The sequence below is a fragment of the Micrococcus sp. 2A genome (assembly GCF_039519235.1).
Classification (GTDB): Bacteria; Actinomycetota; Actinomycetes; order Actinomycetales; family Micrococcaceae; genus Micrococcus.
In genome coordinates this window covers 1,852,357-1,874,341 of sequence record NZ_CP154351.1, presented here as the reverse complement: position 1 = coordinate 1,874,341, position 21,985 = coordinate 1,852,357, and the positions used below count along the sequence as shown (strand labels likewise).

The window sequence follows — 21,985 nt, the reverse complement described above, 5'->3', positions numbered from 1 at the left end:
GCGCCCTGCCTGACCTCGGAGAGACATGCGCACAGTGGACATCGGCCAGCCGTACCCCCTCGGGGCCACGGTGGACGACACCGGCACCAACTTCGCCATCGCCGTCGGCCGGGAGGTCGAGGCCGTGGAGCTGTGCCTCGTGGGGGAGGACGGCACGGAGGAGCGCATCCCGATCGAGGAGCGCCACGACACCACATGGCACGTGCACGTGGCCGACGTCGGCCCGGGCCAGCGCTACGGGTACCGGGTGCGCGGTCCCTGGGAGCCCGCCCGCGGGCTGTGGCACAACCCCGCCAAGGTCCTGGTGGACCCCTACGCGCGCGCCTTCACGGGCGAGTACGCGTGGGGCCAGCAGCACCACTCGTACGACTTCGACGAGCCGGACCGCATGGACACCACCGACAACCTGGGCTCGACCATGCTCGGCGTGGTGGTGGCCGACGACTTCGACTGGGGCGAGGACGCCCCGCCGCACACCGAGCTCGCGGACACCGTGGTCTACGAGACGCACGTGAAGGGCATGAGCCGGCTGCACCCGGACGTGCCGGAGGAGCTGCGCGGCACCTACGCCGGCATGGCCCACCCCGCCGTGGTCGGGCACCTGACGCACCTGGGCGTGACCGCGGTCGAGCTCATGCCGGTGCACCAGTTCGTCAACGACGCGACGCTCCAGGAGAAGGGGCTGGACAACTACTGGGGCTACAACACGATCGGGTTCTTCGCCCCGCACGCCGCCTACGCGGCGGCAGACGACCTCGGCGGCCAGGTGCGCGAGTTCAAGCAGATGGTCAAGGACCTCCACGCGGCCGGCCTCGAGGTCATCCTGGACGTGGTCTACAACCACACCGCCGAGGGCAACGACAAGGGCCCCATGCTCTCCCTGCGCGGCTTCGACAACGCCGGGTACTACCACCTCGTGGCGGGCGACGAGCGCCACTACATGGACTACACGGGCACGGGGAACTCGGTGGACCTCTCCAGCCCCAAGGCCCTCCAGCTCGTCATGGACTCGCTGCGGTACTGGGTGACCGAGATGCACGTGGACGGCTTCCGGTTCGACCTCGCCACCACCCTCACCCGCGTGGAGGGGGAGAAGGGCCCGGACATGTTCTCCGGCTTCTTCGACGTGGTGCGCCAGGACCCGGTGCTGCGCATGGTCAAGCTCATCGCCGAGCCCTGGGACGTGGGGTGGGGCGGCTACCAGGTGGGCAACTTCCCCGGCATCTGGAGCGAGTGGAACGGCATGTACCGGGACACGGTGCGCGACTTCTGGCGCGGTGAGCCGGGCACCCTCGGCGAGTTCGCCACCCGCCTCACCGGCTCAGCGGACCTGTACGAGGGCGACGGCCGCAGCCCCGGCGCGTCCGTGAACTTCGTCACCGCGCACGACGGCTTCACCCTGCGCGACCTCGTCTCCTACAACGAGAAGCACAACGCCGCCAACGGCGAGGACAACAAGGACGGCGACTCGCACAACCGCTCCTGGAACTGTGGCGTCGAGGGGCAGACGGACGATCCGGAGGTCCTCACCCTCCGTGCCCGGCAGCAGCGCAACTTCCTCGCCACGCTCCTGCTCAGCCAGGGCGTGCCGATGATCAGCCACGGCGACGAGCTCGGCCGGACGCAGGGCGGCAACAACAACGCCTACTGCCAGGACAACGAGATCGCCTGGATCGACTGGTCCACGGTGGACGCGAACCTCGTGGAGTTCACGCGCACGCTCATCCGGCTGCGCCGTGAGCACGCGGTGTTCCGCCGGCGCCAGCACTTCGACGGCCGCCCCGCCGCCCGCGACGTGGACGCGCCCCTGCCGGACATCGTGTGGCTCGAGCCGGACGCCTCGCCCAAGACGGAGGACGACTGGGGCAACGAGGCCCGCTCGATCGGGTTCTACCTGAACGGCCATGCGCTGCCGCGCCGAGACGGGGAGGAGGAGCCCTACCGGGACTTCTACGTGCTGATGAACGCGTGGTGGGAGCCGGTGCCGTACACCCTGCCCGGCCCCACGTTCCCCGCGGCCTGGGAGATCGTCCTGGACACGTCCTCGCACGTGGCGCCCCAGGGCACCCATCCGATCGTGCGCGCCGGCGAGCTGGTCGAGCTGCCGCCGCGCTCCACCATGATCCTGCGCCAGACCCCCGAGGACGCCTCGGCGTGAGCCGCCCGGCCGAGGGGCGCGTCCCGGCGCGCCCGCGGCGTGCGGGGCCCCGGGCCCCGCGGTGGATGCTCGCGGCGCTCGCGGTCCTGGCGATCGCGGCCCTCGCGTACGGCGCGGCATGGGCCGCCCGCCAGACGCTCGAGCCCCACGCGGAGAACCCTGAGCACGTGGACGCGCTGCTCGTGCTCTACAGCCAGCCGGCGGTCTACGACGCGGCGCTCGACCTGCTCGGCGCGGGCGTGGCCGACCGCGTGTTCGTCTCCGCGCACCTCGGGCCGGACGGCCATGAGAAGCTGTGCGGAGAGCCGGCGAAGGCCGACCCCCGCCTGCACGGCGTCACCGTGGAGTGCTTCTCCCCGGATCCGGTGACCACCCAGGGGGAGGTCATGTACGCGGGCGAGCGCATGCGGGCCCTCGGCCTGCAGGACCTGGGGGTGCTGACCTTCGGCGAACACCTCGAACGCGCCCGCCTGCTCGCGCAGCGGTGCTGGCCGGAGGAGGAGGGCACGGTGTCCATGTACGAGTTCGACGCCGGATACGACGACGGCGTCCGCGCACGACAGGCGGCCTACGCGGTCCTCGCGTACGGGAAGGCGGGCCTCACGCCCGGCTGCGGCGACGAGCTGCCCGGCGTGGTGCGCTGGCCGCTCGATCTCGCCAAGCGAGCCCTGGGCATGCCCATCGAGGCCGCCGTGCGCACGGCTGGCGTCCGGCCGGTCGGCATCACGCTCGCGGAGACGTCGGCGTGATCGTCGGCGTGGGCGTGGACGTGGTGGACGTGCCGCGGTTCCGCGCGCAGCTGGAGCGGGCGCCCGCCCTGCGGGAGCGGCTCTTCACCGCGGACGAGCGGGACCTCCCGCTGCGCTCGCTCGCCGCGCGGTTCGCCGCGAAGGAGGCCATCGCCAAGGCGATGGGCGCCCCGCCCGGCATGATGTGGCACCACTGCTGGATCCCTCGCCCCGAGCACGGCGACGGCCGTCCCGAGGTGCGGCTGACCGGCACGGTCGAGGCGCAGGCCCGAGCCCTCGGCATCACCCACTGGCACCTCTCGCTCAGTCACGACGGCGACGTCGCCGCCGCCTACGTCGTGGCCGAGCGGCGAGCGGAGGAGGACACCCCGTGACCGCATCCCCGACCCCGTTCGCCGTCACCGGCTCCGCCGTGCGCGCCGCGGAGGTGCCCCTCCTGGCCGCCGGCCAGGGCGCCGCGCTCATGCGCTGCGCCGCCTGGGGGCTCGCCCAGCACGTGCTCCGGGTCCTGCGCGGGCGCGGCCCGGTGGCCGGCGCGACCGTCGCCGCGCTCGTGGGCACGGGCAGCAACGGCGGCGACGCGCTGTGGGCTCTGGCCCTCCTGCGCCGCCGCGGGGTGGCGGCCGTCGCCGTGCCGATCGCACGGGACGAGCACGGCGCGCCTCGCTGGCACGCCGAGGGCTGGGCTGCCCTGCGCGCGGCCGGCGGCACGGCCGCGGACGTGGTGCCGGCCCGGGCCGACGTCGTGGTGGACGGGATGCTCGGGACCGGATTCCGGGGGGAGTTCGCCGTGCCGGACGCGGCGCGCGGCCTGCCCGCGGGCGCCGCCGTGGTGGCGTGCGACGTCCCCTCCGGCGTGGACGCGGACACGGGCGAGGTGCGCGGCGGGGGCGTGCGCGCGGAGGTCACCGTCACCTTCGGCGCGCTCAAGACGGGCCTGCTGCTCGGCGACGGAGCGGACCTCGCCGGGGACGTCCGCCTCGTGGACATCGGCCTCGGGCCCCATCTGCCGAGCGCGCCGGCGGAGCGGCTGCGCGTCATGGACGGCCCGACGGCGGCCCGGCTGCACCCCGCCCCCGCGGCGGACGGCCACAAGTACACGCGCGGCGGCGTCGGGGTGGTGGCGGGCTCCGCGCGGTACCCGGGCGCGGCCGTGCTCAGCACCTCCGGGGCGCTCGAGGCGGGCGCCGGGATGGCGCACCACGCCGGCCCCGCGACGACGCGGGCCGCGGTCATCGCGGCGCACCCGGAGGCGCTCGTCTCGGCAGAGGGGCCGGCGCCGGAGCGCACGGACGCCTGGGTCGTCGGGCCCGGTCTGGACACCGAGGACGACGCGCGGGAGCGCTTCATCCGGGTGCGCGACGCCGTCCTGGCGAACCCGCGGGCGGCGCTCGTGGTGGACGCCTCCGCCCTCACCCTCGTGACAGCGGAGGACCTCGCCGCCCTGCGCGACGCCGGGGCCCGCGTGGTCCTCACGCCGCACGCGGGGGAGTGGGCGCGCCTCACCGAGCGGATCCCCAGGCCGGGGGCCGACGGCGCCGGCCACGCCCCGGACGAGCTCGCCCGCCTGCGGGCGTGGTCCGCCGCCCACGGCGCCGCCGTGCTGTTGAAGGGGCCGCGCACGCTCGTCGTGGCGCCCGACGGCGAGGCGTGGCTCATGGGCGAGGGCGGCCCCGAGCTCGGGGTCGGCGGGACGGGCGACGTCCTCTCCGGCGTGCTCGGCGCGGTGCTGGCCGCCGATGCGGCGCGCCGGGCCCGCGCGGCCGAGGAGGAGGGCGCGACGTGCGGGGCCGGGGAGGTCGAGCACGTCCCGACCCTCGCGTCCCTCGCCGCCGCGGCCGCGTGGCTGCACGCCCGCGCCGGCGCCGACCAGGCCCGTGCGGGCCGCATGACCGCCGGGACCCTGCCGGCCGCGGTCGGGGGGACGGTGGCGCGGATGTGGTGGGGCGAGGCACGCGGAACCCGGGCTGATTGAATGGGATCCGTGACCGACCACCCCCTCGAACGCCGCGCCCGCATCGACCTCGCCGCCGTCCGCCACAACGTGCGGACGCTGAAGGAGCGCACCCGCCGTCCCGACGGCACGCCCCCCGCGCTCATGGCCGTCGTCAAGGCGGACGCCTACGGCCACGGCGCCGTCCCCGTGGCCCGCGCCGCGCTCGCGGCCGGTGCCGACCGCCTGGGCGTCGCGCACGTGACCGAGGCGCTCAGCCTGCGGGCCGCCGGCGTCGACGCCCCGGTCCTGGCGTGGCTGCACACGCGGGACACCCCGTTCGCGGAGGCGCTCGGGGCCGACGTCGCCCTCGGCGTCTCGGGGTGGGAGATAGAGCCCGTCGCCGACGCGGCCCGCGCCGCCGGACGTCCCGCCACGGTCCACCTCAAGCTGGACACCGGCCTGGGGCGCAACGGCTGCCCGCCCGCCGTGCTGCCGGACCTCGCCGCGCGCGCCGCGGCGCTCGAGGCCGAGGGCGTGCTGCGGGTCGAGGGCGTCTTCTCCCACCTCGCGGTCGCAGACGAGCCCGAGCGCGCCGCGGAGACCGACGCGCAGCTCGCGGCGTTCGAGGCGGGTGTGCGGGTCCTGCGGGAGGCGGGTCTGACGCCCTCCGTCCGCCACATCGCCAACACGCCCGCCACGCTCACCCGCCCGGACGTGCACCTGGACATGGTCCGCGTGGGCCTCGGCCTCTACGGCCTCAGCCCGTTCCCGGATCGCCCCGCGCCGGAGTTCGGGCTGCGCCCCGCGATGTCGCTGCGGACGTCGCTCGCGAGCGTCAAGGCGGCACCCGCCGGCCAGGGCGTGTCCTACGGCTACCGGCACCGCACCGCCGCGCCCACCGTGCTCGGCCTCGTGCCGCTGGGCTACGCCGACGGCGTCCCGCGCGTGGCGGTGGACGCCCCCCTCGACGTCGCCGGACGCCGGCTCACCGTGGCCGGACGCATCGCGATGGACCAGTTCGTGGTGGACCTCGGCCCGGACGCCGCGGAGCGCGTGGGCGACCCCGTCGAGCTGTTCGGCCCGACGTCGGGCATCCCCGCGGACGCCTGGGCCGAGGCCGCGGGAACCATCAACTACGAGCTCGTCACCCGCATCGGGAGCCGCGTGCCGCGCGAGCACGTGGACTCGGACCACGGTCTCGAGGCGAGCGCCGGGGACGCCGCGGCGACGACGGGGGAGGCCCGCGCATGACCACCCTGCCTGCGCCCACGCTCACCACCGCCGTCGAGCTCGACGGGGCCGTCGGCACCCGCGCCGTCGGGCGCGCCCTGGCCCGGGTGCTCGGCCCCGGCGACGTCGTCATCCTCACGGGCGACCTCGGCGCCGGGAAGACGACGCTGACGCAGGGGCTCGGGGAGGGCCTCGGCGTGCGCGAGGGCGTCATCTCGCCCACGTTCGTGCTCGCCCGCATCCACCCGGGACCCGCCGACGGGCCGGACCTCGTGCACGTGGACGCCTACCGCCTGCGCTCCGGGGCGGAGCTGACCGACCTCGACCTCGAGGAGAGCCTCGACCGCTCCGTCACGGTGGTGGAGTGGGGCCGCGGGCTCGCGGAGTCGCTCGCGGGGTTCCCCGAGGACCCGGACGCCTCGTGGCTCGACGTGGAGATCGTCCGCGCCCGCGGCGGGGAGTCGGCCGGCCCGACGTCGGACGGCGGGCCTCCCGTGATCGTCACCGACTTCTCCGACGAGGAGGGCGAGTCGGCCGAAGAGGTGCGCACCGCCGTCGTGACCGGCTACGGGCCGCGGTGGCGCGGGGTGCGCCTTCCGTAGACTGGCGGGCATGCCGCTGCTCCTCGCACTGGACTCGTCCGCCGCCGCCTCCGTGGCCGTGCTCGCCGACGGGGAGGTCCGCGCGGCCTGGGCCACGGAGCGCACCACGACGCACGCCGAGGTGCTCGCCCCCGCCGTCACCCGCGTCCTCGCCGAGGCCGGCGTGCGCGGAACGGACCTGGACGGGATCGCCGTCGGCGTGGGCCCGGGGCCCTTCACGGGCCTGCGCGCCGGCCTCGCGACGGCGGCCATGCTCGGCTTCGCGTGGGACGTGCCCGTGCACGGCGTGCGCAGCCTCGACGCGCTCGCCCACCGCGCCGGCGTCGACGCCTTCCGCCGGGGCGCCGAGGAGTTCGTCGTCGCCACCGACGCGCGCCGTCGGGAGGTCTACTGGGCGCACTACGTGCAGGTGGGCGGCCAGCCGACCCTCCTGCACGGCCCGTTCGTCACGCCGCCCGCCGAGGTCACCCCGCTGCCCGCCTACGGCGCCGGCGCCGGCCTCTACCCGGAGGCGCTCGCGGGCGTGGACGGGTGGACCGCCGCCGTGCCGGACGCGGAGGGCCTCGGCGCCGTCGCGGAGCTGGCCCTGCGGCGCGGGCGCGGCCTGCTGCCGCCCGTCCCGCTCTACCTGCGCGAGTCGGACGCCAAGGTGCCCGGTCCTCGCAAGCGCGCGGGGGCCTGATGGCGGCGCACGACGACGCCGCCGCGCCCGCGGGCGCCGGCGTGGACCTCCCGACCGGCCTCCTGCTGCGGCCCATGACCGTGTGGGACATCCCCGAGGTGCTGATGCACGAGCACGCGCTCTTCCCCCTCGACGCGTGGCCGGCCCGCTTCTATGAGGAGGAGCTCGCCCAGGTGGGACCGGCCGGCGGGGCGGACGCGCACGGGCGCCCCGCGACCCGCGACTACCGCGTGGTCGTGCGCGACGAGACCGCGGACGTCGACGCCGGCGAGCACCCGGGGGACATCGTCGGCTACGGCGGGATCATGGTGGCCGGAGACGTCGCCGACGTGCAGACGATCGGTACCGTGGCCTCGGCCCAGGGCCGGGGGATCGGCGCGGCCCAGCTGCGCTGGATGCTCGAGGAGGCCGCGGCGCGCGGCGCCCGCGGCCTCATGCTCGAGGTGCGCGCGTCCAACGACCCCGCCCGCCGCCTCTACACGCGTCATGGCTTCGCCGACGTCCGCGTGCGGCGCCGCTACTACCCGGGCGGCGAGGACGCCGTCGTGATGCTGAAGGAGCTGTGAGCCGGGCGCGTCCCTAGAATGGAGCCCATGCCCACCGCCACCGCCGCCCCCCTCGTCCTCGGCATCGAGTCCTCCTGCGACGAGACCGGCGTCGGGATCGTGCGGGGCCCGCAGCTCCTGGCCCACGAGGTGGCCTCCTCCGTGGAGGAGCACGTGCGCTTCGGCGGCGTCATCCCCGAGATCGCCGCCCGTGCCCACCTCGAGGCCCTCGTGCCCACCGTGCGCCGCGCGCTCGCGGCCGCGGACGTCAGCCTCGAAGACCTCGACGCGATCGCCGTGACCTCCGGCCCCGGCCTCGCTGGGGCGCTCATGGTGGGAGTGGCCGGGGCGAAGGCGCTCGCGGCCGCGCTGGACAAGCCGCTCTACGGCATCAACCACCTCGTCGCCCACGTGGGCGTCGGCATGCTCGACGGCGTGCGGCCCGCAGCGTGGGAGGACCTCCCCGCCGACCTCGGCGCGCTGCTCGTCTCCGGCGGGCACACGGAGATCCTGCGCGTGGACCGCATCAGCTCCTCGGTCACCCTGCTCGGCTCCACCATCGACGACGCCGCCGGCGAGGCCTATGACAAGGTGGCCCGCCTCATCGGCGCCGGCTACCCGGGCGGCCCCGTCATCGACCGGATGGCCGCCGAGGGCGATTCGAAGGCCTTCCGCTTCCCGCGCGGGCTCACGGCGGGCAAGTTCGTCGGCTCGGCGGAGGAGCCCGGCGCGCACCGCCACGACTGGTCGTTCTCCGGCCTGAAGACCGCCGTCTCCCGCGCCGTGGAGCAGTTCGAGGCCCGCGGCCTCGAGGTGCCCCGGGCGGACATCGCCGCGTCCTTCCAGGAGGCCGTGGCCGACGTGATCACGGCCAAGGCCGTGCGCGCGTGCCGCGAGCACGGGCTCACCCACCTCCTGCTGGGCGGCGGCGTGGCGGCCAACTCCCGCCTGCGCGCGCTGCTGGCCGACCGCTGCCGCTCCGCCGGGATCGAGCTCACGGTCCCGCCGGTGAACCTCTGCACGGACAACGGCGCCATGGTCGCAGCCCTCGGCGCCCGTCTCGTGCGCGACGGCGTCGCCCCCTCCGACCTGGCGTTCGGGGCGGATCCGGGCCAGCCGGTGGCCACGGTGAGCGTCTGACCCCTTGATGACGGAGCGGGATCTGCCGTAGACACGAGGGCATGTCCGAGACCCCCCTGACTTCCGACCCCTCCGCCCCCCAGCCCGCCGCGGCCCCCCAGCCCTCCGCCCTCGACCGGGAGATGCTGGAGGACTACCTCAACCAGCACCTGCTCGGGTCCCGCCCGGGCGTGCCCGCGTTCCGCGCGGCCGCCGACACCTGGGAGGGCACGCCCCAGCACGCGGTGCTCGCCCGCCTGGCAGACGGCGTCGAGGCCAGCCAGGAGCGGCTCGAGGAGATCATCGCCCGCCTCGGCTTCCGCACGCCCGTGCGGGACCGGGCCGCCGGGGCCGTGGCGGCCGCGGGCGGGCGGCTGAACCCCGTCAACGCCGTGCGCGCGAAGGGCTCGGGGTGGACGCAGGTGGAGCTGGACGTGCTGACCGGCGCCCTGCAGGGCCAGTCCGAGATGTGGCGCATCCTGGAGCGCCTGGCCCCCCACGTGCCGGGGCTCGACGCCGAGGAGGCGCGGGGCCTGCTGGAGCAGACCCGGGAGTACCTGGCCGAGGTCCAGCGCGTCACCGACGAGACCCTGCTCCGCCGCTTCCTGGGCTGAGGCCCGCCCCTACTCGCTGCCCTTGGACTGCTCGTCCCCGGAGGGGCCGCCGTGGACCTCCTCCGGCAGCTCGGCCACCGGGATCACCACGACGTCCTCGAGCTTCCAGTCCAGCTCCTCGATCTGCTCGCGCAAGTCCGCGCAGCGGCCAACGGTGACGTCGGCCCCGTGCTGGGGCACCACGAACATCTCGACGTGGAACACGTGGCCCTCGTCCCGGACGCGGGCGCCGGCGTGGCGGACCCAGGGCTGCGCCCAGGCCACCCGCTCGGCGTGGTCGATGAGCGGGTGCGGCTTCTTTCCCTCGATCTCGGTGGCGCGCCGGTCGGCGAGGACGCCGATCGCCTGGCTGAGGTTGGACCAGCCGTCCTTGAGGATGCTGACCGCCACGAAGATCGCGGCCGCCGAGTCGAACCACCACAGGCCGAGCCCCACGCCGGCCACGCCGACGATAGTGGCCACGCCCGTCTGCCAGTCGGCCTTGTTCATGTCCGCGTCGGCGTAGAGCACGCGGTCGTGGAGCTGCTCGGCGAGCTTGAGCTTCTTGTGGCCGAGGATCACGGGCGCCGGGATGGACAGGGCCATCACGACCATCATGAGCCACCCCTGCCACACGGTGTGGCCGAAGAGCTGCAGGGTGCCGATCGCCGGGTGCTCGCCGGTGATCAGGGTCATCGCGGAGTCCACGATGAGAATCAGGCCCATGGCGGTCAGGGCGACGGCGGCCACGAGATGGCCCACGCCCACGGAGCGGTGGTCGCCGTAAGGCCGCTCCCGCCGCGGACGCCGACGCGAGACGCGCAGCGCGATGAGGAAGGCGATCGGCGGGACGAGGGAGAGCAGGTCCTCGATCCAGGCCGCCTTCATCGCCTGCGAGGATCCCATGACGAGCACCACGAGGGTGATGGTCACGGCGAGCGAGGCGAGGGTCAGCCATTCGAGGACCACGGCCTGATGGGCCGCGCGCTGGATCTCGGGGGGCAGCTCGGTGCGTCCGAATCGGCGCCCGGCGGGGGAGTCGGTGCGGCTCATCCTCGGTCCTCCTGCGGCTGCTCGTCGAGGAACCTCTCCAGGGCCCCGAGCATCTGGTTCTCCCCGAGCGGGACGGCCATCACGAGCTTCGCCTTCTCCCCGTCGGGTCCGGTGACCTCGGCGTAGGGTCGGGTGAGGCTCGCGTGGGTGGTCCACGGGGACTCCTTGGTCAGACCCCCGACGACGACGTCCAGGTCGCCCTTCTCGAGGGCCGTCATGAGCGCCTCCTCGCCGGAGGCCGTCCACTCGACGGTCGCCCCGCGCGACTGCGCGAAGCGGCGCACGAGGTCCGCCTCGGAGCCCGTCGGCTCCGCGCCGGTGACGTCCACGTAGGGCGGGTGGTGGGCCGCGCCGGCGCGCAGCACGCCCCCGGTGATGCGGTCGAGGGTGCCCTCCGGGTCGGCCGGATAGCCGGAGGAGGTGCAGCCGGCAAGACCGAGGCCCGCGGTGGCGAGCAGGCCGGAGAGCACGAGGCGCCGTGGGGTCCCCATGGCGCTCACTCCGCGGGGGAGTGGGAGCGGTGCCCGGCGTTGCCCAGCCCCTCCCGCCCGTCGAGGTGGTCCAGGACGAGGCGGACGGCCTCGCGCGCGTCGGTCGTCGGGCGCCAGCCGGTCGCCCGGCGCAGGGCGGAGGTGTCCATGACCGGCACGGCGGCGGCCATGTCGATCCATCCCGGATCGGTCGGCTGCAGGCGGGCGCGGTAGGTCGCGGCCGCGAGGGCGCGGAAGACGCCCACGGGCAGCTCGAGGATGCGGCGCGCGCCGAGCACGGTCCCCATCGTGTGGGCGTCAAGCACGGGCTCGGCGGCGACGTTGAAGGCCCCGCCCGCCCGGTGCAGGATGACCTGCCAGTAGGCCTCGGCCACGTCCTGCGCGGTGAGCGCCTGGAAGCGCAGGCCCGCCGGGAAGGGAAGCAGCGGCGTCCGCAGCCGGGCGACCAGCCGGCCGGGGACGAGGTCCCCGAGGAAGTAGTCCTTGATCTCCGGACCGGCGGCGGCCTGGAAAATGAGGCCTGGCCGCAGCCGGGTCACGAGCATCCGGGGGTTCTCTGCCTGCACGCGGTCGAGGACCGTCTCAACTTCCGCCTTCTGGGCGGCGTAGTGCGAGGTCGGCACGCCCGTCGTCGGGTGCGACTCGTCGACGGCGACGTGCTTCGGCCCCGGTCCGTACGCGCCCACCGAGGACGCGTAGACGAGGTGGGGGACGCCCGCGGCGGCCGCGGCCCGGAAGACCCGCTCGTTCCCCACCACGTTCACGGCCCGCAGGTGCGCGCGGTCCCGGTTGGGGCGGATCACCCACACGAGGTCGACGACGGCGTCGGCGCCCCGCAGAACCTCCTCCAGCTCAGGGGCGGAGGCGGGGTCGGCGATGTCGAGACGGTGCCACTCCACGCCGTCGTAGGGGGGCCCCGCCCTGTCCGGGCCCCGGCGGCTCACACCGACGACGCGGGTGACCTCCGGGGCCCGGTGGAGGCGTTCGAGCAGGGCGGTGCCCACATTGCCCGTCGCGCCGAGGACGACGATCCTCACGGCTGCAGGACCACCTTGATGCAGCCGTCCTCCTTCTTCTGGAACATCTCGTACATTAGCGGGGCGTCCTCGAGGGGCGCCGTGTGCGTGGTGAGGTCCAGGACGCCCAGCGGGTCGGACGGGTCGTCCACGAGCGGCAGCAGGTCGTCGATCCAGCGCTTCACGTTGCACTGGCCCTCGGTGAGGGTGATCTGCTTGTCGAACATGGTCAACATGGGCATCGGGTCCTGCATGCCCCCGTACACGCCGGAGAGGGACACCGTGCCGCCGCGGCGGACGGCCTCGATGGCCGTGTGGAGGGCGTTGAGGCGGTCCACACCGGAGGTCTTCATGGCCGCCCGGCCCACAGGGCCGGGCAGGATCCCCACGGCCTGGTGCGCGGCCTTGGCCACGGGGGAGCCGTGGGCCTCCATGCCGACGGCGTCCACCACGCCGTCCGGGCCGCGCCCGCCGGTGGCCTCGCGCAGCAGCTCGGGGACCTCGCGGCCGCCCCAGCCCTGCATGTCCATGACCTCGACGCCGTGCCGGGCGGCCATGTGGCGCCGCTCGGCCACCGGGTCCACGCCGATCACCCGGTACCCCAGGTGCACGCCGATGCGGGAGGCCAGCTGGCCGATGGGGCCGAGGCCCAGCACGGCGAGCGTGCCGCCGGCGGGGACGTTCGCGTACTGCACGCCCTGCCACGCGGTGGGGACCACGTCGGAAAGGAACAGCCACTGCTCGTCGGGGCCGGTGTGGGGGACCTTGATGGGCCCGTAGTCGGCGTGGGGGACCCGCAAGTACTGGGCCTGGCCGCCGGGCACGGAGCCGTAGAGGCGGGAGTAGCCCAGCAGGGCCGCGCCGGAGCCCTGGGAGCGGACCTGAGTGGTCTCGCACTGGGACTGCAGCCCGCGCTCGCACATCCAGCAGTGCCCGCAGGCGATGATGAAGGGGATGACCACGCGGTCGCCGGGCTTGATGTGGGTGACGGCCGAGCCGACCTCCTCCACGATGCCCATGGGCTCGTGCCCGATCACGTCGCCCGCGTCCATGAACGGGCCCAGCACCTCGTAGAGGTGCAGGTCCGATCCGCAGATGCCCGTGGAGGTGACCTTGATGATGGCGTCCGTGGGCTCCTGGATCCGCGGATCCGGGACGTCCTCGACGGAGACGGTTCGCTTTCCCTGCCAGGTGAGTGCTCGCATGGACAGAAGGATAGGGCCCCGCCCCCCATCGCGCGGAAGCGCTGGGGAGCGGGGCCCGGATCACATGGCCTCAGGCCGACGGGGCGGCCGTGGTGTAGTCCGAGCGGTAGTACCCGTACCGGCCGTCCTTGCCCTTGCTCTCCACCCGGTTCAGCACCGCGCCGAGGATGGGGGCGTGCACACGCTCCAGCGCAGTCACGGCCTGGCGCACGTCATCGCGCGTGGTGGACTTCGCGTCCAGCACCAGCAGGGCGCCGTCCAGGCGCGTGGCCATGACGGCGGCGTCGGAGACGGCGAGCAGCGGGGGCGCGTCCACGATCACCATGTGGGTCTCGGCCAGCGCCTCCAGAGCCTGCTTGAAGCGGTCGGACATGAGCAGTTCCGTCGGGTTGGGGGGGACCTGGCCGGCAGGCAGCACCAGCAGGCCCCCGAACTCGGCCGGGGCCTGGATCACGTCGGCGAGGTCCGCACGCCCCACCACGACATCGCTGAGACCGGCCCCGGCGAGCAGACCGAAGGTGGTGGCCACGGTGGGCCGGCGCAGGTCCGCGTCCACGAGCACCGAGGGCACCCCGGCGTGGGCCAGGGTGGCCGCGAGGTTTGCCGCCACTGTGGACTTGCCGTCTGCCGGGTTCGTGGAGGTCACGGTGATGATGCGCGGCGGATCGTCCGGATTCATGAACTGCAGGTTGATGCGCAGCTCGTTGAAGGCCTCGCGGACGCGGAAGTGCGAGGCGTCCGGATTCGAGCCTCCCTCGAGGAGCACCCGGCGGTCACCGGAGAGCTCGATGGACGCGGGGATCATGCCGATGGGCGTGAGCCCGGCCCGCTGGAGGTCCTCCGTGCCGCGAATCCGCCGGTCCAGCGCCTCCAGGAGCAGGGCGAGGCCCACGCCCGCGGCAAGGCCGAGCGCGCCGCCCACCAGCAGGTTCAGCGCCTCGCGCGGGGAGGAGTGGCTCCCGGGCACGGTGGCCGGGAGCATGCGGTTGATCTGCACCTGGGGCGTGGCCCCGTCCGCCCGGGCGAGCGTGTCCGCCTCCTGGGTGAGGGCCTCCACCCACGCGTCCGCGAGCTGCGCGGCCTGCTGGGCATCCGCCCACTCCGCCCGCACCTGGATCAGCGACGTGCCCGTGGGCACAGTGGTGGTGACGGCGCCGCGCGCCTGGCCGGGGGTGAGCGGGAAGTCCACCAGATCCACGGCACGCGTGGCCACGAGCATGGACTTGGCCAGCTCGTTGTACTGCACGGCCCGCGACTTCGCCACGGTGTCCTGGCTCAGGGCGGCCGCCGGGTTGTCCGTCACCACGGGGTTCACCACCGCGGTGCTCGAGGACGTGTAGAGGCGAGGCTGGAGCGCGGTGAGGAGGGCGGCCAGGCCGAGTCCCAGGAGGGTCGCGAGGAGGACGGGCAGCCAGCGGCGCCGGAAGACCGCCATCACGTCGCGGAGCGTGAAGCCGCCCTGCTCCTCGCCGGGCATGCCGGCTTCTTCCGACATCTCGTGCTCGTGCATCGGTGCCCTGCCTCATCTTGTCGTCGGGTGAAGGGCCCAGGCGTCCGATTCCGGGCGCACCGCTCGGAGCCGAGCCGCGTGGCTGCCCTCGTCGTTCCGAACAGCCTAGTCATGGCGGGGCCATTCCTAGGCGTTCATCTGCAATTCACCCTGGATCTATTGATGCATGATCAGAGATGTGTCCATGAAATGACTGGCTTCTGTCTGTTTCTGAGGCGCTATGCTCCTCTGACATGGGGGTCAATCCAGAGGCCCGCTGCAAGGACAGCGAGAAGAGCCTCGTGCGGTGAGCGCGGAGAAGCGGAAGGACGCCCGATGAAATTGGTGGTTGTGGGTCAGGGGTATGTGGGGTTGCCGGTGTCGATGCGCGCGATCGAGGTGGGTCACCATGTCATCGGGCTCGACCTCAGCGAGGTGCGGGTGACTGATCTGCTCGCCGGCCGCTCCTATGTGGAGGACATCCCGAACGCGGAGATGCAGGCCGCCCTCGATTCGGGCCGCTTCCAGCCTTCCCGGGACTACGCGGACGCCGCCGGTTTCGACGTCGCGGTGATCACCGTGCCCACCCCGCTGCGCGACTCCCTCCCGGACTTGACCTTCATCGAGGCCTCCGGGGCCTCGCTGGCCGAGCACATCCGCCCCGGCTGCACCGTGATCCTCGAATCCACCACCTACCCCGGCACCACGGACGAGCTGCTGGTGCCCATCCTGGAGCGCGGCTCCGGTCTCACCGCGGGGACGGACTTCCACGTGGGGTACTCCCCGGAACGGATCGACCCGGGACGCACCGACTGGACGTTCCAGACCACGCCCAAGGTCGTCTCCGGTCTCACCCCCGAATCCCTGGAGAAGGTGCTCGAGTTCTACGCGACGATCATCGACACTCCCGTCCCCGTGAAGGGGATGCGGGAGGCGGAGCTGACCAAGCTCATGGAGAACACCTTCCGGCACGTGAACATCGCCCTCGTCAACGAGCTCGCCGTCTTCGCCCACCAGCTGGGCGTGGACGTATGGGACTCGATCCGGGCGGCAGACACCAAGCCCTTCGGATTCATGAAGTTCACGCCCGGTCCAGGCGTGGGCGGGCACTGCCTGCCGGTGGACCCCAGCTACCTCTCGTGGGCGGTGAAGAAGGACCTGGGGCAGACCTTCCGGTTCGTCGAACTCGCCAACGACATCAACGAGAACCAGCCCGTCCACGTGGTCGAGCGCGTGATGAGGCTGCTGAACCAGGACAAGAAGGCCCTGAACGGGGCGAGGGTGGCCCTCGCGGGCCTGGCCTACAAGAGGGACTCGTCCGATCTCCGGGAATCCCCCTCCGAGGTGGTGATCCGTCTCCTCCACGAGTACGGGGCCGAGGTCACCGCCCTGGACACCTGGATCCTGGATCGTGCCTGGCCGGAGCGCGTGGCGCGCGCTCAGGGCGTGGAGGACCTGCGCGGCCAGGACATCGTGGTGGTGCTGACTGACCACACCGACGTGGACTACCAGGCGCTGGCGGACCTCGGGGTCCGGGTATTCGATACCCGGCATGTCGTGCCGTCCGCAGAGAACGTGTCGGTGCTGTGATGGAGTGCGGTACATACTTCGTGGAGGTCGTCAGGTGACCATCAGCGTCAAACGACGCCGACGAGACTGGGTCCGTTTCCTCGCACTGGACGTGGGAGCCTGGGCCCTCGCTCTTCTGCTGGCAACCCTGTTCCGCTTCGAGTTCGTCATGGACGCCGCCCATTGGACGGGCTTGACTGCGATCTTCATCCTGGTGGTGACGGTCCAGCTCGTGAGCGGGTACCTCCTGGGGCTCTATCGGGGCAGGTACGGCTACGGCACTTTCGATGAGGTCCGGGGCCTCACCATTCTGGTGCTCGGCGTCTCTGCAGTGGTGACGGCCGTTCTCCTCATCGTGGGTCCGGCGTGGCAGGTCCCCCGCAGCACCATGGTGGTCGCCGGGCCCGTCGCCCTGGTGACGATGCTCGGCCTGCGCTACGTGCACCGTCTCCGCCGCGAGTCGCGCTTCGGGCCGGGAGACAATGCCGCGCCCACGCTGATCTACGGGGCCGGCATGCTGGGAGAGAGCCTGGCGCGACGTATGCAGATCGACTCGCACTCGTCGTATCGACCCGTGGGCTTCCTCGATGACGACCGCAGCCTGCAGCGCCGTCTCGTCCGCGGCGTACCGGTGGCCGGCACCCTGCGGGATCTCCCGAAGGCGGTGGAGCGGACGGGTGCCACCGAGCTGATCGTGGCCATCTCCGACGCAGACAACCATCTCATCCGAGATGTGGCAGACGTGGCGGCCCCCACCGGCGTCAACGTCCGGGTGCTTCCCGTGCTGGATCGCCAGCTCACGGATGCTGTCGGCCTCCAAGATCTGCGCAGCCTCTCCATCGAGGACCTGATCGGGCGGGAGCCCGTGGACACGGCGGTGGACACGGCGGCCGAGTATCTCTCCGGCAAGCGGGTGCTGGTCACCGGCGCGGGAGGCTCCATCGGTTCTGAGCTCTGCCAGCAGATCATCAAATACTCGCCAGCCGAGCTGATCATGCTGGACCGCGACGAGACCGCCCTGCAGGACGCCCAGCTGGGCACCGTGGGCCACGGCTTGCTGGACACCAAGGACGTCGTCCTGGCGGACATTCGGGACGCCGAAGCACTCAAGCAAGTCTTTGCGGAACGCCGGCCCCACGTGGTCTATCATGCGGCGGCACTCAAGCACTTGCCGATGCTGGAGCAGTATCCGGAGGAGGCTTGGAAGTCCAACGTCCTCGGCACGCTCAACGTCCTGGAGGCCGCCCGCGCCGCGGACGTGGACGTCTTCATCAACATCTCCACGGACAAGGCAGCCAACCCCACGTCCATGCTGGGTCATTCCAAGCGCGTGGCGGAGAAGCTGACCGCCTGGATGGCCGGGCAGACTCAGAAGCCCTATCTCTCGGTGCGGTTCGGCAATGTGATCGGCAGTCGGGGCTCCATGCTCCCCACGTTCCGCAGGCTCATCGAGCAGGGGGGCCCGGTCACGGTCACGCACCCGGACGTCACCCGGTACTTCATGACCATTCCCGAGGCCAGCCACCTCGTGATCCAGGCCGGAGCCATCGGCCGGCCGGGTGAGGTGATGATCCTGGACATGGGAGAGCCGGTGAACATCCTGGGCATCGCCCAGCGGATGATCGAGATGTCCGGCAAGGACGTCCCCCTCGTGTTCACGGGACTCCGCCACGGCGAGAAGCTCCACGAGGAGCTGATCGGAGAGGGGGAGACAGACAACCGACCCTTCCACCCCAAGATCTCCCACGCCGACGTGAGTACCCTCGGCCCCGACGCACTCGATTACGCGGAATGGTTGCAGCGTGCCCAGGGCACACAGCCCGTGCACGACGGCGCATCGACGGGGAACGCGGCATGAGGGTCGGCATGATCACCCAGTGGTATGACCCCGAGCCGGGCCCCGCCGCCCTTCCCGGTGTGCTGGCACGCGAGCTGGCACGTCGAGGGCATGACGTCACGGTGGTGACGGGCTTCCCCAACTACCCGACGGGTACGATCGCCCCCGGCTACCACCAGCAGAGGTGTGCAGTGGAGCATCGGGACGGCGTCCGCGTGGTGAGAACGCCGTTGTATCCCAACCATGGAACCGGCCTCGTCGGACGCATCCTGAACTACGGCTCCTTCGCGGTCTCCTCCACACTCTGGGGGGTGCGGCACCTCCGTGGCTCGGATGTCGTCTGGGTGAACTACTCGCCCATCACCGTAGCCCTGCCCATGCTGGCCAGTCGCCTCCTGCACCGCGTCCCGCTCGTCACGGAGGTCGCGGACCTGTGGCCGGACACTCTTCTCGTCTCCGGATTCGGTGCCGCGGGCATGCGGAGTCAGCTGGCGAGCGCCCTCCTGCACCGCTGGGTTGATGCCATGTACCGCGCATCCGACGCGGTGGTGCACATCGCGCCGTCCGTGGCAGACGTCCTCCGCAGCCGGGGTGTGGCTGCGGACAAGCTCGTCTACATTCCCAAGCCCGGCAACGAACAGGTCTTCCTGCAACCCGGTTCCGATCTGCGGGCCGGCCTCGAGATCAGCGCGGACACCGTCGTCCTGCTGTACGCAGGGTCCATGGGTGCAGCCCAAGGCCTGGAGACGCTCATCGAGGCACTGGAAGGGGTGGACCCCTCGCAGCTGGTCTGCCTGCTCGCTGGTGGTGGGACCATGGAGGCGGACCTGCGGCGGCGTGCCCGTCAGGTGCCGGCTGCCCGGTTCATCGGGCGCGTGGCTCCTGAGCGGATGCCGGATCTCATGGCGACGGCGGATGTGGCGTACATCAGCCTGGTCGCGGACCCCCTGACACCACTCACGCTGCCAAGCAAGACACAGGCAACCATGGCCAGCGGACTTCCCGCCCTCGTCGCGGCCACGGGTGATGTCGTTGCGGTCGTGGAGGGGTCCGAGGCGGGGCTCGGGGTAGACCAATCGAGCCCTCGCGCAATCCGCGAGGCCATCGATCGTCTGGCCGCAATGGGGCGGGTCAGCCTGGCGCAGTGGGGAACCAACGCCGGGCGGGCGTACGAGGACCAGTTCAGCGTGCGCACCACCACGGATGCCGTGGAGCAGCTGCTTGAGGAGGTCGCGGGCCGCCCAGCCCGTCGCGGTGAGAATGAGGAATTCACGGCGCACCGGTTGCGCCGGCGCCATATCCCCCAGGTCGCGGCCCTCCATCGGGCCGCATTCCCTGACTTCTTCCTCTCCCAACTGGGAGAGGGGTTCTTGAGGGAGTTCTACGCCGGATTCCTCGAGGACCCCGATGCCGTCACAGCCGTCGTCGAGGATGGCGCAGGTCATGTGGTCGCAGCGGCCGTGGGGAGCACGTCTCCGGCGGGATTCTTCCGGCGACTTCTGCGGCGCCGTTGGGCGGGGTTCGCCTACCAGAGCGCGAAGGCGGCGCTACGGGCTCCGCGCCGCGCGCCGCGGCTTCTCCGCGCCGTCGGCTACCGTGGCGGGGCGCCGGGGGTCGATGACCCGGATGGTGCGCTGCTCAGTTCTGTCTTCGTCGCACCGGGCCGTCAAGGCGCCGGAGTAGGACGTCTGGTTCTGGAGGGCTGGACTCGCCGAGCGAGTGGGCTCGGCGCCGATCGTGCCTTCCTGACGACTGACGCCTCGGGCAACGACGCCGTGAACGCGTTCTACCAACGCGCCGGCTGGAGCCTCGACACCACCTACACCACGCCCGAGGGGCGCCCCATGAACCGCTACATCACAGATCTGGCGGTCTCCCGCCCGACCGAGGCAGGAGTCACATCGTGACGCACACCCCCACGACGCGATCGTTCCTTCCCTTCGCCCTTCCGGACATCACGGAGGAGGAAGTGCAGGCCGTGGCGGACACCGTCCGTTCCGGCTGGCTGACCACCGGGCCCAACGCGGCCGCCTTCGAGAAGGAGATGGGCCAGTTCCTGGGCGCAGAGGACGCCCAATGCATCGCGGTGAACTCCGCGACTGCCGGTCTTCACCTCGCGGTGGAGGCCCTCGGAGTGGGTCCCGGCGATGACGTCCTCGTGCCCACCTGGACCTTCACGTCGACCGCGGAGGTGGTCCGCTACATGGGGGCTAACCCCGTCCTGGTGGATGCCGATCCGGTGACACTGAACATCGACCTCGCCGACGCCCGTCGGAAGATCACCGCACAGACGGTGGCGATCATGCCCGTGCACATGGCGGGCATGCCGGTGGAGGCCGGCCCCCTGCGGGCCCTCGCCGACGAGTTCGGCCTCAAGGTCATCGAGGATGCGGCGCATGCCTTTCCGGTGCGGTCCGCGGGCCGATGGGTGGGCGATTCCGACTCCGACGCCGTGGTCTACAGCTTCTATGCCACGAAGACCATGACCACCGGCGAGGGCGGCATGGTGGTGGTCAAAGACCCCGAGCTGGCCACCCGCATGCGCACGATGCGGCTGCACGGAATCAGCCGTGACGTCTTCAACCGCTACCAGTCCACCACGCCGTCGTGGCAGTACGAGGTGGTGGCACCGGGGTACAAGTACAACCTGCCGGACACCGCTGCCGCGATGGGCCGGGTCCAGCTGCGGCGAGCCCACCAGATGCGCGATGCCCGCCGAGCCATTGCGGAGCAGTACACGAAGGCCTTCGCGGACTTGCCCATCACCTGCCCGGTGGTCGAGACCGACCCTGATGCGCATGCGTGGCATCTGTACATCGTCCGCGTGGACGAGGACCGTGCGGGGCTCCACCGCAATCGCTTCATCGAGCGTATGAGCGAGGAAGGGGTGGGCACCTCCGTCCACTTCATCCCGCTCCACCTGCACCCGTACTGGCGCGATCACTGTGCAGTCACCGAGGCCGACCTCCCGGTGGCCAGTGCAGAGTTCGAGCGCACGGTGAGCCTGCCCATCTTCTCGTCGATGACCCAGGACCAGGTGGACACCGTGATCGATGCCGTGCGGCGCGTGGTCGGCTGATGCTGAAGCGTGCCTTCGACATCGTCGCCAGCGGCGCGGCCCTGGCGCTGAGCGCCCCAGTGCTCGCCGGTGTCGCGGTGGCCGTGAAGACCACCTCGCCCGGGCCGGCGTTGTTCCGTCAGGAGCGAGTCGGCCTGGGCGGACGCCCGTTCACCATCCACAAGTTCCGCACGATGCGGGTGGACCACGACGGCACCGCCGTGTCCCACGCTGGCGACCCGCGGGTCACCCCGGTGGGACGCGTGCTGCGCCGGACCAAGCTCGACGAGCTGCCCCAGCTCTACGACGTGCTGCGCGGGGCGATGTCCTGCGTGGGGCCGAGGCCGGAGGTTCCCCAGTACGTGGCACAGTGGCCGGCGGACCTGCGGCCCACCATCCTCTCAGTCCGCCCGGGGATCACGGACCCCGCCTCCATCGAGTTCCGCAACGAGGCCGACGAGTTGGCTGCGGTGGAGGACCCGGAGGCCCACTACGTCAGCAGCATTCTGCCTCGGAAGGCAGCCGCGTATGTCGGCTACGTCCGGACGCGTTCCTTCACGGGCGACCTGCGCATCCTCGCCGACACTCTGCGCACTGTGGTCCGCGACTGACCCGCCCAGCTTCCTTTCATGACGTCCTCACCAACCCGGGAG

At 72.4% G+C, this 21,985-nt stretch carries 20 protein-coding genes; 15 read left to right on the top strand and 5 right to left on the bottom strand.

All coding sequences use genetic code 11. The features are described from left to right. Positions 1-25: 25 nt before the first annotated feature. From glgX to AAG742_RS08515, 10 genes are read left to right on the top strand one after another with little or no spacing between them, the layout of a single operon-like run. Complete coding sequence (gene glgX, locus AAG742_RS08560) at positions 26-2,158, top strand: glycogen debranching protein GlgX (RefSeq protein WP_343282060.1); 2,133 nt, start codon at positions 26-28, stop codon at positions 2,156-2,158. Then, on the top strand, positions 2,155-2,907 hold the full coding sequence (locus AAG742_RS08555) for a hypothetical protein (RefSeq protein WP_343282059.1): 753 nt from the start codon (positions 2,155-2,157) through the stop codon (positions 2,905-2,907). The genes glgX and AAG742_RS08555 overlap by 4 nt, the downstream gene beginning before the upstream one ends. Further along, positions 2,904-3,281 carry a holo-ACP synthase gene (locus AAG742_RS08550; RefSeq protein WP_298711696.1) on the top strand — a complete coding sequence of 126 codons (378 nt, stop codon included), beginning with the start codon at positions 2,904-2,906 and terminating at the stop codon, positions 3,279-3,281. The genes AAG742_RS08555 and AAG742_RS08550 overlap by 4 nt, the downstream gene beginning before the upstream one ends. After that, positions 3,278-4,882 carry an NAD(P)H-hydrate dehydratase gene (locus AAG742_RS08545; protein WP_343282058.1) on the top strand — a complete coding sequence of 535 codons (1,605 nt, stop codon included), beginning with the start codon at positions 3,278-3,280 and terminating at the stop codon, positions 4,880-4,882. The genes AAG742_RS08550 and AAG742_RS08545 overlap by 4 nt, the downstream gene beginning before the upstream one ends. 9 nt (positions 4,883-4,891) lie before the next feature. After that, positions 4,892-6,094, top strand: a complete 1,203-nt coding sequence (alr, locus tag AAG742_RS08540) for an alanine racemase (protein ID WP_343282057.1) — start codon at positions 4,892-4,894, stop codon at positions 6,092-6,094. After that, positions 6,091-6,675 carry a tRNA (adenosine(37)-N6)-threonylcarbamoyltransferase complex ATPase subunit type 1 TsaE gene (gene tsaE, locus AAG742_RS08535; protein WP_298711689.1) on the top strand — a complete coding sequence of 195 codons (585 nt, stop codon included), beginning with the start codon at positions 6,091-6,093 and terminating at the stop codon, positions 6,673-6,675. Before alr ends, tsaE begins: the two co-directional genes overlap by 4 nt. Positions 6,676-6,685: 10 nt before the next feature. Further along, positions 6,686-7,357: a tRNA (adenosine(37)-N6)-threonylcarbamoyltransferase complex dimerization subunit type 1 TsaB gene (gene tsaB / locus AAG742_RS08530; RefSeq protein ID WP_298711686.1), complete on the top strand. Its 672-nt coding sequence runs from the start codon at positions 6,686-6,688 to the stop codon at positions 7,355-7,357. Next, entirely contained in the window at positions 7,357-7,923 is a 567-nt protein-coding gene (locus tag AAG742_RS08525; RefSeq protein ID WP_343282056.1) for a GNAT family N-acetyltransferase, read from the top strand. Before tsaB ends, AAG742_RS08525 begins: the two co-directional genes overlap by 1 nt. A 27-nt stretch (positions 7,924-7,950) precedes the next feature. Beyond that, positions 7,951-9,042, top strand: a complete 1,092-nt coding sequence (gene tsaD / locus AAG742_RS08520; RefSeq protein ID WP_343282055.1) for a tRNA (adenosine(37)-N6)-threonylcarbamoyltransferase complex transferase subunit TsaD — start codon at positions 7,951-7,953, stop codon at positions 9,040-9,042. A 41-nt stretch (positions 9,043-9,083) separates the two neighbouring features. Then, positions 9,084-9,635 (top strand): hypothetical protein, encoded by a 552-nt coding sequence (locus tag AAG742_RS08515; RefSeq protein WP_319074076.1) that lies wholly within the window; start codon positions 9,084-9,086, stop codon positions 9,633-9,635. Positions 9,636-9,644: 9 nt separating this feature from the next. Here AAG742_RS08515 and AAG742_RS08510 read toward each other — a convergent pair whose 3' ends face one another. The 5 genes from AAG742_RS08510 to AAG742_RS08490 all read right to left on the bottom strand — a co-directional run bounded on the left by AAG742_RS08510 (position 9,645) and on the right by AAG742_RS08490 (position 14,874). Then, positions 9,645-10,667, bottom strand: a complete 1,023-nt coding sequence (locus tag AAG742_RS08510; protein ID WP_343282054.1) for a cation transporter — start codon at positions 10,665-10,667, stop codon at positions 9,645-9,647. Further along, positions 10,664-11,158, bottom strand: coding sequence for a transporter substrate-binding domain-containing protein (locus AAG742_RS08505; protein WP_343282053.1), 495 nt, complete (start codon positions 11,156-11,158; stop codon positions 10,664-10,666). Before AAG742_RS08505 ends, AAG742_RS08510 begins: the two co-directional genes overlap by 4 nt. 5 nt (positions 11,159-11,163) lie before the next feature. Beyond that, positions 11,164-12,195, bottom strand: a complete 1,032-nt coding sequence (locus AAG742_RS08500) for an NAD-dependent epimerase/dehydratase family protein (RefSeq protein ID WP_343282052.1) — start codon at positions 12,193-12,195, stop codon at positions 11,164-11,166. Continuing rightward, a complete protein-coding gene (locus tag AAG742_RS08495) occupies positions 12,192-13,379 on the bottom strand; it encodes a zinc-dependent alcohol dehydrogenase (RefSeq protein WP_343282051.1) in 1,188 nt (395 codons plus the stop codon). The genes AAG742_RS08500 and AAG742_RS08495 overlap by 4 nt, the downstream gene beginning before the upstream one ends. A 70-nt stretch (positions 13,380-13,449) precedes the next feature. Continuing rightward, on the bottom strand, positions 13,450-14,874 hold the full coding sequence (locus AAG742_RS08490) for a polysaccharide biosynthesis tyrosine autokinase (protein WP_343282050.1): 1,425 nt from the start codon (positions 14,872-14,874) through the stop codon (positions 13,450-13,452). Positions 14,875-15,204: 330 nt separating this feature from the next. On the opposite strand from AAG742_RS08490, the gene AAG742_RS08485 reads away from it, so the two are divergent. From AAG742_RS08485 to AAG742_RS08465, 5 genes are read left to right on the top strand one after another with little or no spacing between them, the layout of a single operon-like run. Continuing rightward, positions 15,205-16,458, top strand: coding sequence for a nucleotide sugar dehydrogenase (locus AAG742_RS08485; protein WP_343282049.1), 1,254 nt, complete (start codon positions 15,205-15,207; stop codon positions 16,456-16,458). A gap of 34 nt (positions 16,459-16,492) precedes the next feature. After that, positions 16,493-18,295 (top strand): nucleoside-diphosphate sugar epimerase/dehydratase, encoded by a 1,803-nt coding sequence (locus AAG742_RS08480; protein ID WP_248115908.1) that lies wholly within the window; start codon positions 16,493-16,495, stop codon positions 18,293-18,295. Between the two features lie 8 nt (positions 18,296-18,303). After that, on the top strand, positions 18,304-20,181 hold the full coding sequence (locus AAG742_RS08475) for a GNAT family N-acetyltransferase (protein ID WP_343282048.1): 1,878 nt from the start codon (positions 18,304-18,306) through the stop codon (positions 20,179-20,181). Beyond that, the gene (locus AAG742_RS08470; RefSeq protein WP_343282047.1) at positions 20,178-21,353 is read left to right on the top strand and encodes a DegT/DnrJ/EryC1/StrS family aminotransferase; all 1,176 of its coding nucleotides are present in this window, start codon (positions 20,178-20,180) and stop codon (positions 21,351-21,353) included. The genes AAG742_RS08475 and AAG742_RS08470 overlap by 4 nt, the downstream gene beginning before the upstream one ends. Next, the gene (locus AAG742_RS08465) at positions 21,353-21,943 is read left to right on the top strand and encodes a sugar transferase (protein ID WP_248115902.1); all 591 of its coding nucleotides are present in this window, start codon (positions 21,353-21,355) and stop codon (positions 21,941-21,943) included. Before AAG742_RS08470 ends, AAG742_RS08465 begins: the two co-directional genes overlap by 1 nt. Positions 21,944-21,985: the final 42 nt, after the last annotated feature.